At 63.0% G+C, this 13288-nt stretch carries 12 protein-coding genes and 2 pseudogenes; 8 read left to right on the top strand and 6 right to left on the bottom strand.

The window, feature by feature from the left end; translation table 11 throughout:
• The first annotated feature begins 279 nt into the window (after positions 1–279).
• The 3 genes from RHE_RS24295 to RHE_RS24285 all read left to right on the top strand — a co-directional run bounded on the left by RHE_RS24295 (position 280) and on the right by RHE_RS24285 (position 2444).
• Entirely contained in the window at positions 280–1110 is an 831-nt protein-coding gene (locus tag RHE_RS24295) for an MBL fold metallo-hydrolase (RefSeq protein WP_011427912.1), read from the top strand.
• Between the two features lie 87 nt (positions 1111–1197).
• A complete protein-coding gene (locus tag RHE_RS24290; RefSeq protein WP_011427911.1) occupies positions 1198–1572 on the top strand; it encodes a GFA family protein in 375 nt (124 codons plus the stop codon).
• A 29-nt stretch (positions 1573–1601) separates the two neighbouring features.
• Entirely contained in the window at positions 1602–2444 is an 843-nt protein-coding gene (locus tag RHE_RS24285) for an alpha/beta fold hydrolase (protein ID WP_011427910.1), read from the top strand.
• Between the two features lie 10 nt (positions 2445–2454).
• Here the strand turns inward: RHE_RS24285 and RHE_RS24280 are convergent, their stop codons facing one another.
• Both RHE_RS24280 and RHE_RS24275 read right to left on the bottom strand, forming a co-directional pair.
• Complete coding sequence (locus RHE_RS24280) at positions 2455–3207, bottom strand: polysaccharide deacetylase family protein (RefSeq protein ID WP_011427909.1); 753 nt, start codon at positions 3205–3207, stop codon at positions 2455–2457.
• The gene (locus tag RHE_RS24275; RefSeq protein WP_042119817.1) at positions 3204–4295 is read right to left on the bottom strand and encodes a glycosyltransferase family 4 protein; all 1092 of its coding nucleotides are present in this window, start codon (positions 4293–4295) and stop codon (positions 3204–3206) included. Before RHE_RS24275 ends, RHE_RS24280 begins: the two co-directional genes overlap by 4 nt.
• Positions 4296–4480: 185 nt before the next feature.
• Between RHE_RS24275 and RHE_RS24270 the strand changes: the two genes are divergently transcribed.
• Positions 4481–6193: an adenylate/guanylate cyclase domain-containing protein gene (locus tag RHE_RS24270; protein ID WP_011427907.1), complete on the top strand. Its 1713-nt coding sequence runs from the start codon at positions 4481–4483 to the stop codon at positions 6191–6193.
• Positions 6193–7071, top strand: coding sequence for an FkbM family methyltransferase (locus RHE_RS24265; protein WP_011427906.1), 879 nt, complete (start codon positions 6193–6195; stop codon positions 7069–7071). The genes RHE_RS24270 and RHE_RS24265 overlap by 1 nt, the downstream gene beginning before the upstream one ends.
• Before the next feature lie 24 nt (positions 7072–7095).
• On the opposite strand, the pseudogene RHE_RS34540 reads toward RHE_RS24265, so the two are convergent.
• Positions 7096–7333: pseudogene (locus tag RHE_RS34540) on the bottom strand (NAD(P)/FAD-dependent oxidoreductase); the annotation flags it as partial.
• A gap of 3 nt (positions 7334–7336) precedes the next feature.
• On the opposite strand from RHE_RS34540, the pseudogene RHE_RS34535 reads away from it, so the two are divergent.
• Positions 7337–7478 (top strand): annotated as a pseudogene (locus RHE_RS34535) (Rrf2 family transcriptional regulator); the annotation flags it as partial.
• Positions 7479–7617: 139 nt separating this feature from the next.
• Here the strand turns inward: RHE_RS34535 and RHE_RS24255 are convergent.
• The gene (locus RHE_RS24255) at positions 7618–8118 is read right to left on the bottom strand and encodes a GFA family protein (protein ID WP_011427905.1); all 501 of its coding nucleotides are present in this window, start codon (positions 8116–8118) and stop codon (positions 7618–7620) included.
• Between the two features lie 41 nt (positions 8119–8159).
• Positions 8160–8639 carry a class I SAM-dependent methyltransferase gene (locus tag RHE_RS24250; protein ID WP_011427904.1) on the bottom strand — a complete coding sequence of 160 codons (480 nt, stop codon included), beginning with the start codon at positions 8637–8639 and terminating at the stop codon, positions 8160–8162.
• A 124-nt stretch (positions 8640–8763) separates the two neighbouring features.
• Here RHE_RS24250 and RHE_RS24245 point away from each other — a divergent pair, with 124 nt between their 5' ends.
• Positions 8764–9939: a DUF3095 domain-containing protein gene (locus RHE_RS24245; RefSeq protein WP_011427903.1), complete on the top strand. Its 1176-nt coding sequence runs from the start codon at positions 8764–8766 to the stop codon at positions 9937–9939.
• Here RHE_RS24245 and RHE_RS24240 read toward each other — a convergent pair.
• Positions 9929–11266: a nucleotide sugar dehydrogenase gene (locus RHE_RS24240; RefSeq protein ID WP_042119813.1), complete on the bottom strand. Its 1338-nt coding sequence runs from the start codon at positions 11264–11266 to the stop codon at positions 9929–9931. The genes RHE_RS24245 and RHE_RS24240 overlap by 11 nt on opposite strands.
• 608 nt (positions 11267–11874) lie before the next feature.
• On the opposite strand from RHE_RS24240, the gene RHE_RS24235 reads away from it, so the two are divergent.
• Positions 11875–13218 carry an adenylate/guanylate cyclase domain-containing protein gene (locus tag RHE_RS24235; RefSeq protein ID WP_042119811.1) on the top strand — a complete coding sequence of 448 codons (1344 nt, stop codon included), beginning with the start codon at positions 11875–11877 and terminating at the stop codon, positions 13216–13218.
• The last annotated feature ends 70 nt before the right edge of the window (positions 13219–13288 follow it).

Raw genomic sequence — 13288 nt, 5'->3', positions numbered from 1 at the left:
TGGTCACAAGCACAGCGATTTGCTTTTTCAATCGTGCGCAACCATCTAATAGGCATGACTTGCGGAAAACGCCCCGCCCGAGCAGCCCATTTACCGAAAACCAACCATACTGGGTTGCTTTCCGACGCGAAAGCCGATTGCTTAGGAGAATATACTTCTTCTTCCGCTAGCGGTTAGGAGAATGAAAGGGGGCGCAGGCAAACCCGTGGAATTCTGCTGCTTCGCATCGGGATAAACTACGATTACGATGGCGATGCGGGAAGGCCGGTTTGAAAAACGATGACGACAGAACTGTTTCAGATAAAATTTTGGGGCGTCCGCGGCAGTATTCCCGTATCGGGCCCCGAGTTCGATCGCTACGGCGGTAACACTTCCTGCATCGAGATTCGCTGCGGAAAACATCGGTTGCTTTTCGACGCAGGTTCGGGCCTGCGCGAGGCGGGGTTGTCGCTGCTCGCCGACGGCGTCAGCGACGTGGATCTGTTCTTCAGCCACTGCCACTACGACCACATCATCGGCCTGCCCTTCTTCAAGGCGATCTATTATCCCTCGATCAACGTCAACATCTGGTCCGGCCATCTCGACGGAAAGATGAGCACGCGTGAGATGGTCGAGCAGTTCATCAGCCCGCCCTGGTTTCCGGTGAAGACCGACATCTGTCAGGCGACGATGAACTTCCGCGATTTCCACGCCGGTCAGGTTCTGACCCCGCATGAGGGCATCGAGATCAAGACTTTCACGCTGAACCATCCGGGCGGCGCCATCGGCTACCGCGTCGAATGGCAGGGCCGTTCGATCGCTCTCATCTACGATATCGAGCATATCCCCGGCAGCTATGATCCGGTCTCGCTGGAGATGATGCAGGGCGCCGATCTCGTCGTCTACGATTGCACCTACAATGAAGACGAGATGCAGCGCTTCAAGGGCTTCGGACATTCGACCTGGGAGCACGGCACCGAGCTCGCCAAAATGGCGGGCGCCAAGTGCTTCGCCCTGTTCCACCACGCCCCCTCCCGCACGGACGAACAGCTAGCGGAGATGGAAGCGCAAGCGGCGGCCGCCTTCCCCGGCGCCTTCGCCGCGCGCGACAATCAGACCGTGGTGATCTAGCAGACTGAAGTCTGAACTTCTGGCGGAACCGATGCCGGGCCAGACCGTTTCCCCGAATTCGCAAGATCGATGAAACGGGGATCAGCCATGACCGTGCTTTCCGGACAATGCCTTTGCGGGCAGGTGCAGCTTTCTGTTCGCGGCGAACCCTTACGCGTCGGCATCTGTCATTGTACCGACTGCAGGAAGGAAAGCGGTTCGGCCTTCACCTTCTATGGGATCTGGCCCGCCGGGCAGTTCGAACATTCGGGGGAAACCGGCGCGTTCCAAGGCCGGCATTTCTGCACCGGCTGCGGTTCGCGGCTGTTTTCCGTCGACGACGAAGAGGCCGAGATCAAGCTCGGCATCCTGTCCGAGGCTCCTACGCCGCTGGTGCCGAGTTACGAGCTCTGGATCAAGCGCCGCGAAGCGTGGCTCCGGCCGGTGGAGGGCGCCGAGCAGCATGAGGAGGACCGAAGGTGAGCGCGGCCGCCCTCGTCCGGCATCGCATCATGACAGTCGCAGGCATCGAGACCTTCTACCGCGAGGCCGGCCGACAGGATGCGCCGGTCTTGCTGCTGCCGCACGGTTATCCCTGCTCGTCCTATGAATTCCGCAATCTCCTGCCGCGCCTTGCCGACCGCTGGCGCCTGATCGCTCCGGATTTTCCAGGATCCGGCTATAGCGGCACGCCCAATGATTTCGACTATGGCTTCGATGGCTATGCCGCCTGGCTGGACGCCTTCATCGGCGCGGTCAACATCGACCGCTTCGCTCTCTACCTCCATGATTTCGGCTCACCGATCGGCGCACGGCTGGCGATCAGAGATCCCAGGCGCATCGTGGCGCTGATCATCCAGAATGGCGATATCCCCTATGAGGACGCGCTCGGACCGAAATACGCGGATATTGAAGCCACATGGACGCTGCCGCGAGCGGAGATGAGGCAGGCGCTCGCGGAAGCGATCAGCGAGGAAACCTTCAAAGAGGAATTCCTCAACGACCTGCCGCCGCCTTTGGCCAGCACCATCCCGCCCGATCTTTGGAAACTGCATTGGTCGCTCACCACGCCGCGGCGCAAGGAAGTCGCCATTGATCTGATCGCCGGATTGAAGGAGAACCGCGCCTGGTTTCCGCAACACCGGAGATATCTCAGGGAAAACAGACCTCCGACCTTGATCGTCTGGGGGCCGAACGACCACTACATGCCGGAAAAATCGGCGCGGGCCTATCTGCGTGATCTGCCGGATGCCGAACTGCATCTGCTCGGCGGCGGCCATTGGCTGCTCGAGACGCATCTCGATGAGGTCACAGCGCTCATGCGAGATTTTCTCGGACGCGTGCACGCCGCCTGATCGCTGCTCGTCATCGCCTCAGAAGCGCGGCCGCCGCCGACCAGTGGACGGCAGGATGCCGGTCGGTCACCGCAAACAGGGCCGAGAGGAAATCCCAGGCGGCGGCGTCATGCACGAGATGGTGGGTGAGCAGCCCGACAGGCTCGTCGCGGCCGGCGAACCGGTCGCTGAGCTCCGCCACCAGCTCGGCCACCAGCTCCGCCTCGCTGCGTCCGCCGCGCGTGCCTTGCCAATCGATGATGTCGACATGGGTGTTGAGCAGCGGCAGTGGGCCGCCTGGCCTCGCCCGTCCGTAGACGGAAAGCGCTGCAAAGCCGAGGCCGGGCAGTGCCGGGATGAGCGCTGCGTCGATGCGGTTCCACGGCGGCACCAATATCGGCTGGAAGCGGTCCGGGTGCAGCCGCTCCAGCAGCCGGAGCCCTTCCCGCAACTCGGCGAGCACCACGTCCGCCGGCCGTTCGGCGCCGAGCTCCTGCTTCTTGCGCTCCGGCCCGGCATGGTTGGTATGCGACCAGCCATGAACGGCAACAGTAATGCCTGCGTCCCTCGCCAGCCGCGCCGCCAGCGCCTCGCCGGTCAGTGCGGGAATGACGGCGAGCGTCAGCGGAACCGCGCTCTCACCGGTCAGCTCCAGGAGCGTATCCAGATCAGGCGTCGGCTCGACCGCATCGTCATCGCGCAGCCAGAAGCGCGCCGTGCGACCGGCGGCCTGCCACCGGTCGAGCTCGCGGTACAGCGGCTCCCAACTCGTCCTGTCGTTCATTTCATCGCTCCTGTTGCCGCATAATCCCGCAAAATCCCGTCCAATCGGTGAGCCGCCACCGTCAGCGAGCGCTCCGCGAGCACGAAGCGCCGCGCCGCCTGCCCCATGCCATCGCGCGCCCCCGCATCGTCAAGCAGCGCAGCCACGGCTGCGGCATAGGCGGCGACATCGCCATCCGGCGTCAGCAGCCCGGTCACGCCAGCCTCGACCACCGCGGGCACGCCTGCTGTCTCCTGTGCGACGACGGGCAGGCCGGCGGCCTGGGCTTCGAGATAGGCAAGGCCGTAAGCCTCGCCGCAGCCCGGCCAGACATAGAGGCCACCGCGCCCGAGCAAGCCGGCGATCTCAGCCTCATCCCGCTCGCCCAGCCACTCGATGCGGTTCGTGGGACAACCGGCAAACAGCGCCTGGACTTCCTGGCGCATCGGACCGTCGCCGATGACGGCAAGCGTCCATGACCGATCGTCGATCAGCCGCAACGCTTTTGCCAGCATCGCATAACTCTCCATCTTGTCGCCGGGCCGCATCATCGCCACCGTCATCAGGCGGTGCCGGTCCGGCGCCGGCGACAGGCTCTCGAACAGCGACGTGTCGATAAAGGGTTTGAGGCCGGCAAGTCGCGCCTGCGGGAAAGCGGCCGCAAGTCCCGCTTGGTCGCGTCCGGTAAAGCCGATATTGACCGCCGCCCGCATGATCGCCTCGCCGACGAGCGCCTGATGAGCCGCCCAGCCGGTGCGGTCGCGTTTGGCCGCATAGGAGGCCTCGGCGGTGACATAGGGAATGGAGAGTTCGGCCGAAATCACCGGCCCGAAGGGATCGGGCGATTTGTAATAAGGGTGATAGCAGAACCAGAGGTCGGGGCGCGCGGATTGTGTTTTCAGTCGCAGCCGCTCCAATTCGGCGCGGATGGCGGGTTCGAGCGCCGCGGCCGCCTCCGGCGTCGCGGCATAGGCGCGGAAGTCGGAGATGACCTCGACCTCATGCCCGGCAACCTCCAGCGCCCGGATCAGCAGCCGCGCCATCAGCCGGTCGCCCGATGGCACCGGATGGTTCGGCGATTTCATCGGCGCGTAGAAAGCCACCCGCATTCAGCATCCCTCACGTAAGACAGACCGTTTCCAAATCGGCGCTCGCTGCCGCGCGAAAAAATCCGCTATTGTCCCTTTCTCTAAAACTTGCGCATAAGCATATGGATTGTGATCGCGATCGAAACAATTCCGCCTTTTTCCCAATCTCTATGGGCGCGCGGTTACATCGACAAGAACGGGAATGAATGACGACTGCCTCAGTCACAGGGATTTTTTCGGAGCGCTCGATCAGAAGGGCAAGGCTTGGTTCCGGCCTCGTCATTTTCATTTTCGTCCTGCTGCATCTGTCGAACCATGCGCTCGGGCTGATTTCGCTTGCCGCCGCCGATAAGGCCCGCTACCTTTTCCTCGCCATCTGGCGCAATCCCCTCGGCACCACGGTGTTTTATGCCTCCGTGCTGATCCATATGGGGCTGGTGCTGCGCGCCATCTACATGCGCCGCAGCCTGGTCATGCCGAAAGGGGAAACGGCGCAGCTCGTGCTCGGCCTGCTGATCCCGCTGCTTCTGATCGATCACGTCATCGGCACGCGCATCGCCCATGAGCTCTATGGCTATATCGACGATTACGAGACCGTGGTCGAGCAGCTCTGGATCAAGAACCCGGCGAATGGCGCCCGCCAGGTGCTGGGCGTGTTGGCCGTCTGGTTCCATGGCTGCATCGGCATCCATTTCTGGCTGCGCTACCGACCGTGGTATGCGGGCTCCGCGCCGCTGCTGCTGGCGCTGGCGATCCTCGTGCCAGTGCTCTCGGTCCTCGGTTTCGTCCAGATGGGCCGCACCCTTGCCGATCCCTCCTATCAACTGGCGACCAATCCTTACGAGGTCAACCTCAACGCCCACTATCTCCACGACCCCGAGGTTCGCGCCCGGATCGCCGCGGTGCGCGCCGGTCTCTACGGCGCCTTCTCGGCCTCGCTGCTCCTCGTCGTCGTCGCCCGGGCCCGGCGCCGGCTGAAGGAACGGCTCGACCAGGTAGCGGTGCATTATCCCGGCGGCGAGGTGATCCGGGTGCCGCGTGGCTTCACGGTGCTGGAAGCAAGCCGGCTCGGTGGCCTGCCGCATTATTCGGTCTGCGGCGGCAAGGGCCAGTGCTCCACCTGCCGCGTGCAGATCCTCGGCGATTACGAAAGCCTGCCCGCGCCCGACAAGATGGAGCAGACGACGCTCAAGCGCATCAATGCCGGCCCCGACGTTCGCCTTGCCTGCCAGCTGCGCCCGGACCGCGACGTTGCGGTCGCACCCCTTCTGGTGCCGGCGGTCGAAACCGCCCTGCCCGCAAACAGCCAGGAGACGAGCCCAGGCCGCGAGCGCGAAATCGCGGTGCTCTTCGTCGATATCCGCCATTTCACCACACTGACAGAAACGCGCCTTCCCTTCGACGTCGTCTTCCTGCTGAACCGCTATTTCGCCATCATCGGCAAGGCGGTGGAGCAGGCGGGCGGTCGGCTCGACAAGTTCATCGGCGACGGCGCCATGGCGCTCTTCGGTCTCAACACAGCACCGGAGGAGGCCTGCCGCCAGGCGCTGAAGGCGGCTGCCGCGATCGTCACGGAAATTGAGAAACTCGCCGACGAACTCGCCGACGAGCTGGTGCTGCCGCTGCGCATCGCGATCGGCATCCACACCGGCCCGGCCGTCATCGGCACGATGGGCTATGGCCGGGTGCGCAGCGTGACGGCGATTGGCGATACCGTGAATGTCGCAAGCCGGCTGGAAAGTGCCGCCAAGGAGTTCGAGGCGGCGATCGTCATCTCCGAACCGGTGGCGGCCCGTTCCGGCGCCGATCTTGCCGGCATCGAAAGCCATGAAATCAGCGTGCGCGGCCGGGCACTGCCCTTGAAAGTCTATGTCATTCCGAGAGAGAAAGCGGGAGAACCGCTCGAAGGAAAAGCCTGATGCCCGGCAAGCCCTGGCTCACCGCCAAATATTGGAGCCGCCGCCTGCGCAAGGCGCGCAATGCCGTGGTTTCGCGCGTCTTCGACACCCGCCTCGGCCGTCGCCTGCTGATCGAGAATATCGGCCCGCGCGTGGTCTCGATGACGGTCGATGCCGGTGATCATCTGATGACCTTCTCGCCCGCCGACTATATCGGCCGCAAGGTCTTTCGGAAGGGCCATTTCGAGCGCGACGCCGTCGACCGGCTGATCGTCATCCTGCGCGAGCGCGGCCTGCTCAGGAAGGATGCGACGCTGCTCGAGATCGGCGGCAATATCGGCACTCAGACCGTCTATTTCGCCCTGAGCGGCGTCTACGCCGGAATCGTCAGCGTCGAGCCCGACCCGCGCAATTTCCCGCTGCTTGAACTCAACATCCGCCAGAACCGGCTGGAGGAGAAAGTCCGGCTCGTCAACTGCGCCGCCGGCGAGCACGCAGGCGAGATCGACTTTTTCCTCAATCTTAACAATCACGGCAAGAGCAGCGCCATCCGCCAAAGCCCGACCGACCAGAAGATCAGCGTGCCGGTGAAACCGGTGTCCACAATCCTCGCCGACCTCGCGATCGACCCGGCCTCAATCGGCCTGGTCTGGATGGATATCGAAGGCTACGAGCCGATCGCCTGCCGCTCGATGCAGCCGCTGCTTTCCCGCCGCGTGCCGCTTCATATGGAGTTCACGCCGCTGTTCTATGGGCGCGAGGGCACAAAAGAATTCGTATCGATGCTGTCGAGATTCTATAAGGATTGCCTCGTGCTGTTCGAGGACCGCGAAGTGGAGATGAAGGTGCGGGATCTGCCGGATGAGTTCGATCAGTACAATGTGCTGTTTTTGCCGTAGCTTACATCCTGAAAACCGATCGTTGGCCTGGAGATTCGGACTATCGCCCAACAGCTCCACGATCGGGCTGCGCTCGATGCGTACCCCACGGGCCGTCAGCCGTGCCAGCTGCTCTTCATCGGGCTCGAACAGCAACTGGGTGAAGAAGATGGTCGCGCCCCAGTCCGGGTCATCATGGCGGCATGGGCCGAATGCGCATGGTTTGCGAGGACGCCGAGTTCGCCGCCGCTCACCTCTAGCCGTGGCAACAGGGGCAGTGCAGCACATGGATCAGCATCAGAATGCGGCGACCTCCGAGATGATCGCCAAGATGCTAAACCAACCCCGTCGTGGTCAGCCGCACCATGGCCAGACGTCGCGAGCAGGGCTATGTGCATTCGGAAAAAGGCCATGGCGGTTGGCTGGTGCGATGAAGGAAGCTGAGGCGCTGCTGCGGCGGCTGGGCGGCGTGACGCTCAAAGAAATCGCGACCAACTTCGAGGCAAAACTGACGGCGCGCTCGGCTGCAGCTTGTTCCTGTGCCTCGTGAGCGGAAGCTCCGAGGATTCAGCCGTGACGCCCGCTTACTGTCCACGAGGGGGTATCGCGATCGGGGTGCTGGTTGTTGCTCTGCTTGATCGCCGCGGCCCAGTCGGCACCGTTGTTTTCAGTCGCGCCGGTATTTTCTATGTCCGTGATCGTGTCGAACCATGCCACCATGTTCTCGGTGCAGGTATTGGCAAGCGGCGCGAAGGCGTTCGGTTTATCAAGCGAACCAATCATCAGGTTGGTTCGACCGTTTTCCAGATGGTGGAAGAACAATGGGGTGCCGCAATTGGCGCAGAAGCCGCGCTCGACAAGCTCCGAGCTCTTCCAGACGCTCGGCTTGCCGCGAGTCCAGCTCAGCGCATCATCGGGCGCGGCGACCAGCGCGGCAAAGATGTTGCCCGAGGCCTTCTGGCACATGCGGCAATGGCAGAGATGCGAATTGTCGAACATGGCGGTTGCGTGGTAGCGCACGGCACCGCACTGGCAGCCGCCGCTCACTTCCATCTCGATACGTTTCATTTTTCTCCTCCTTCAAAAGCGGGATGCGGCTTGCTCTCCCCTCACATCCTCCGATACAGGAAATAGCGCCCTTCCTTGATTCCCTCCGGCAGCGGCAGGGCCGTGAGATCCGGATGCTCCAGCGGCAGGCCGCTGACCGCAATCCCGTTCGGGGCGAGTACCCCGGCCATCAGCTGCGGCAGCCAGGTCAGCGTCACCGCGTCAATCTCGTCGTGGCCGGTGCCGATATCCGCGTGGGCAAGGGCGGCACCGATGCCGAGGAAGGCCTGACCGGAATCGCGGATGTTGCCGGTCACCATGTCTTGCGGCTCCGGGGTCGAGGCCGAATAGGAGCGGACCTCCCAGTCGAAGGCGATGATGCGGCGGCCGGGGAATTTTTCGCGCAGGTGATCATAGGTGCGGCCGTTGCCGAGGCCGAACTCGAGCACCGGGCCTTCGATGTCCTCGACCAGAGCGGTGATTGCGTTCAGAATGTCGCGTTGGGCCGTCAACCGGCGAATGAAGCTGTCGAGGCGGCTCATCGAAATCCGTATCCGTGATGAAAATCGTGAGCGCGTGCTAACACATGAAACCTTGCCAAGTCGATTGCCGTAATTGGGAATTGGCGTTGCAGCAGCGATATGGGTCCGTGCTAAGGTCGATGACATGACAACCGTGACCGACGAAGAATTCTTTGCGAGCGTGCCGCGCTTCAGCGCCTTCGAGGGCGTAACCGATGCCCGCAATTACCGGCCGCTGCCGGAGGGATGGGTGCTGGCGCTTGCCGATATCGTCGGTTCGACGCAGGCGATAGCCGGCGGCCGCTACAAGGACGTCAACATGGCCGGCGCCAGCGTGATTTCGGCGGTGCTGAATGCAGTCGGCAAGGGCGACTATCCTTTCGTCTTCGGCGGCGACGGCGCGCTGATCGCGCTTCCCGGTTTGCTGGAGAAGACGGCGCGGGATGCGCTCGCCGCCGTGCAGGTCTGGGTCGAGGAGGATCTCGGCCTGATGCTGCGCATTGCCATCGTGCCGGTCGCCGATACCCGCGCAGAGGGCCTCGACGTCCGCGTCGCGCGCTATTCGGCAAGCCAGCATGTCACCTATGCGATGTTCTGGGGCGGCGGCACGAGCTGGGCGGAACGACAAATGAAGCTCGGCCGCTACGGCGTCGAGCGCGCCGCTCCGGGCACGCGGCCCGACCTCACCGGCCTTTCCTGCCGCTGGAGCCCGATTGCGGCTGAGAACGGCGAGATCGTCTCGATCATCGCCGTGCCCGGCGAAGGCCGACCGGGCGAAGAATTTCGCGATCTCGTCAACGGCATCGTCGCCATCACCGCCGAGCAGAACCGCGGCAGCCATCCGGTGCCGGCCGACGGCCCGAAATTCGCCTTCTCGCTGAAGGGCATCAATCGCGAGGCCAAGGCGACTGCGCCGGCCGGCCGGCGTCTGTGGCAGAAGCTCTTCATCTTGCTGCAGCTCGCCATCGTCGTTGTCTGCTACAAGCTCGGCGTTCCGCTCGGACGCTTCGATGCCCGCCGCTACAAGGGCGACGTCGCCGGCAATTCCGATTTCCGCAAGTTCGACGACGGACTGAAGATGACGGTCGATGTCGACGCCGCCCGCTTGAAACGGATCGAGACGCTGCTGGAAGAAGCGCGGGCGAGAGGCATTGCCCGCTACGGCCTGCATCGCCAGTCCTCGGCGCTGATGACCTGCTTGGTGCCGACGCCGATCTCGCGCGACCATATGCATTTCATCGATGGCGCCGCCGGCGGCTATGCCGTCGCCGCCAGCCGCATGACCGGCAAATCGCTTTCGGCCGTTTCCGTCACGCCTTGATGACGTGAGAGGCCGAGAGGCCCAGCCGGTCGAAGACGTTCCGCGTATCGATGATCAGCGCCGCAGTTTTGGCGAGCATCGTATAATCGATCCTGTCATGGTCGGTCGCGACCAGCACGGCATCGTAGCCGGCCACCGCCTCCGGAGTCAGCGTCACCGACTTGCGGCCCTTCAGGGCCCGGTGTTCGCGCGTCGGCGGGATCTCGGCGACGAAGGGATCGTGGTAATCGGCTCGGCCGCCGCGCTCCTCGATGATCTCGATCAGCCGCAGCGACGGGCTCTCTCTTATGTCGGCGACGTTCTTCTTGTAAGCGAGCCCCAGCACCAGCACTCGGCTGCGGCTCAACGCCTTGCCGGCGCGCATATCGAGCGCTTCAGCCAGTTTGCCGACGACATAGCGCGGCATCGCCGAATTGATCTCGCCGGCAAGCTCGATGAAGCGGGTCGGCAGCTCGTATTCGCGCGATTTCCAGGTGAGGTAGAAGGGATCGATCGGAATACAATGGCCGCCGAGGCCGGGGCCCGGATAGAAGGGCATGTAACCGAACGGCTTGGTCTTGGCCGCGTCGATCACTTCCCAGACGTCGATGCCCATCGCCGCATAGACGGTCTTCAGCTCGTTGACGAGGGCGATGTTGACCGAACGGAAGATGTTTTCGGTGAGCTTGACGGCCTCGGCCGTCGCATTCGAGGAGACCGGAACGACGGTCGAAACGGCCGCGCCGTAGAAGGCCTTCATCAGAGCCAACGCCTCGGGCCCGTCGCCTGCGACAACCTTCGGAATGGTGGCCGTGTGGTAGTGCTGGTTGCCGGGATCCTCGCGCTCCGGCGAGAAGCCGACGAAGAAATCCACGCCGGATTTCAGCCCGGTGCCTTCGAGAATGACCTTGACGATATCGTCTGTCGTGCCGGGATAGGTGGTCGATTCCAGCGCAACAAGCTGGCCGGGACGCAGGCGCTCAGCGATCGAGCGTGAGGTCGCCTCGACGAAGGAAAGGTCGGGGTCACGATGTTTGGTCAGCGGCGTCGGCACGCAGATGATGATGACATCGCATGCGGCAAGGCCGGCGAAATTGGTGGTCGCCTCGAAACGGCCCGCATCGATCTCGGCGGCAAGTGCTGCGTCGCTGACGGCGTCGATATAGGAGCGGCGGCCATCGAGCGCTACCATCTTGGAAGGGTCGATGTCGAAGCCGGTGACCACAAAGCCGCTGCGCGCCACGGCAATCGCCAACGGCAGGCCGACATAGCCGAGCCCGATAATGCCTGCGCGCGCCGCGCGGGTTTCGATTTTCTGCAAAACCGTATCGAAGGTGGAGGTGGCCAAGGCGGGATCTCTCAAACGGAACAGGGGAAGCTGATCTAATGCATGATGGCGGGGAATTAAACCCGGGGCTAATTCCCGCGGGGCAATACCGTCGGTGGGCGACCCATGACCCCTCCCAACCCCTGCCCACAAGGGGAGGGGTTCACCCGCGGCGCCGGCCTGCCCTCTTTCCACATCAGCCTTCTCGACGATGAGTGACGCATTGGGGCAAGGTAAGTCCTTTCCCCTTGTGGGGAGGGTTAGGCGGCAGGGTTTTGCCTCGCGATTTCCCGGACATTCATACTCAAGATCTTTTAGCCGGAGGTGTGGCCGAAAAGCCCCGGCGCGCGCCTTTGCTGCAACCTGAACGGACAAAAAAGTCCGGGTCCCATTGTTTCGCGTCTGCAGCATCCCTATCTGAGTTTGATATTGTACCATCGAGAAAGGATTTCCCGTCCGCTTCCTCGCCAGGGGAACTGAGGGGCGCTGCTGCCGGGCTTTCGGCAGATCGTTGACAAATATTACCGCTCGTACATCCTGATTTCCTTGTGACCTGCGCATGAAAATGCGTCGGCCGAGGGACTTTTGGCTCTTTAGGGATGGCGTGCCTTATGAGGATCATACCGCGAATGAGCACGATCGAATCCAGCGTGTCCTCCATCCTGTTGGACCGCGTCGCCGAATGGCTGACGAATTCTTCACTGGCGGGGAACGATCTCGAAACTATCGTGAGCGGCTTCTGCGAAAGGATGGCCTCCGCCGGCCTGCCGATTGCGCGCGTGCACCTGACCTTTTCGATGCTGCATCCGCTCTACGATGCGCTGAGCTTCACCTGGCGGCGCGCCAGCGGCGTCACCATCGAGGGTTTTCGCATGCCGGCCGGCCAGAAGCCGGACCGCTTCCTGCAGAGCCCCTATTATTACCTGCTCGACAACAACCTGCAGCACATCCGCCGCCGGCTGATGCAGGAAGGGCCGGCCGAATTCCCGATTTTCGAGGACCTGCGCAAGGACAGGATGACCGATTACCTCGCCTTCGTGCAGCCCTTCGGCGATGATTCGGTGCAGGGCATGATGGGCTCCTGGTCGACCGACCATCATAACGGTTTTACTGACGACATGATCGACGCGCTGCTGCGAATGCAGAACCATCTGGCGGTCGCCGCCAAGATGGCAGTGCTCGGCAAGCTCGCCAACAATATGCTGACCACCTATCTCGGTGGCGACGCCGGCAAGCGGGTGCTGAACGGACAGATCCGCCGCGGCGACGGCGAGACGATCCGCGCGGCCCTCGTCATGGGCGACATGCGCGAATCCACCATGTATGCCGAAAAAGAGGGCCGCCAGGCCTATATCGACACGCTGAACCAGTTCTTCGACGCGATCGCCGCCCCCTTCAACCGCAATGGCGGCGAAATATTGAGCTTCCTCGGCGACGGCTTCCTGGCCGTCTATCCCTGCGGGCGCCACAAGGATCCGTCGAAGATCGCCTGCGAGGCAGCACTTTCGGCCGTTCACCAGGCCCAGGCACGGGTCGCCGAGCTCAACGGCGAACGCGAGCAGAAGGGTCTCAGCAAGATCGGCTACGGCATCGGCCTGCATGTCGGCAACGTCATGTTCGGCAATGTCGGCCTGAAGGACCGCCTGACCTTCTCCGCCTTCGGATCAGCGGTCAACGAAGTGCAGCGTCTGCAGATCCTGACCAAGAAATACGGCCGAGAGGTCGTCGCCAGCCAGGCCTTCGCCGGTTATTGCGGCGGCGAATGGACGCGGCTCGGCGAGGAGAAGCTGCGCGGCATCCGCCAGAAGGTTACGGTGCTGCAGCCGCGCGCCCCGGCCCCGGAGATCCATGTCGACGAACATTTCCGCGAGGCCGTGCAGAACGGACTTTCCGAAGCCGAACAGGTCATTCTCCTGCACCGCGACGCCAAGAAACAGGTGAAGCGCACAAGTATGGAGAAATTCATCCAGTAAAACGCCAGGTTGCGACCGCTAAAACGGCGCGTTTCTTCCGGACAGAGATGGTGAAACGCGGCAATTTCCC

The sequence above is a fragment of the Rhizobium etli CFN 42 genome (assembly GCF_000092045.1).
Classification (GTDB): domain Bacteria; phylum Pseudomonadota; class Alphaproteobacteria; order Rhizobiales; family Rhizobiaceae; genus Rhizobium; species Rhizobium etli.
This window is presented reverse-complemented; position numbering and strand designations above follow the sequence as displayed.

Bases quoted from the DNA above. Each gene is read 5' to 3' on its own strand.
- RHE_RS24235 (WP_042119811.1), top strand. From the start codon at position 11,875: ATGAGCACGATCGAATCCAGCGTGTCCTCCATCCTGTTGGACCGCGTC.
- RHE_RS24265 (WP_011427906.1), top strand. From the start codon at position 6,193: ATGCCCGGCAAGCCCTGGCTCACCGCCAAATATTGGAGCCGCCGCCTG.
- RHE_RS24250 (WP_011427904.1), bottom strand. From the start codon at position 8,639: ATGAGCCGCCTCGACAGCTTCATTCGCCGGTTGACGGCCCAACGCGAC.
- RHE_RS24245 (WP_011427903.1), top strand. From the start codon at position 8,764: ATGACAACCGTGACCGACGAAGAATTCTTTGCGAGCGTGCCGCGCTTC.
- RHE_RS24255 (WP_011427905.1), bottom strand. From the start codon at position 8,118: ATGAAACGTATCGAGATGGAAGTGAGCGGCGGCTGCCAGTGCGGTGCC.
- RHE_RS24280 (WP_011427909.1), bottom strand. From the start codon at position 3,207: ATGAACGACAGGACGAGTTGGGAGCCGCTGTACCGCGAGCTCGACCGG.
- RHE_RS24275 (WP_042119817.1), bottom strand. From the start codon at position 4,295: ATGCGGGTGGCTTTCTACGCGCCGATGAAATCGCCGAACCATCCGGTG.
- RHE_RS24290 (WP_011427911.1), top strand. From the start codon at position 1,198: ATGACCGTGCTTTCCGGACAATGCCTTTGCGGGCAGGTGCAGCTTTCT.
- RHE_RS24295 (WP_011427912.1), top strand. From the start codon at position 280: ATGACGACAGAACTGTTTCAGATAAAATTTTGGGGCGTCCGCGGCAGT.
- RHE_RS24285 (WP_011427910.1), top strand. From the start codon at position 1,602: ATGACAGTCGCAGGCATCGAGACCTTCTACCGCGAGGCCGGCCGACAG.
- RHE_RS24270 (WP_011427907.1), top strand. From the start codon at position 4,481: ATGACGACTGCCTCAGTCACAGGGATTTTTTCGGAGCGCTCGATCAGA.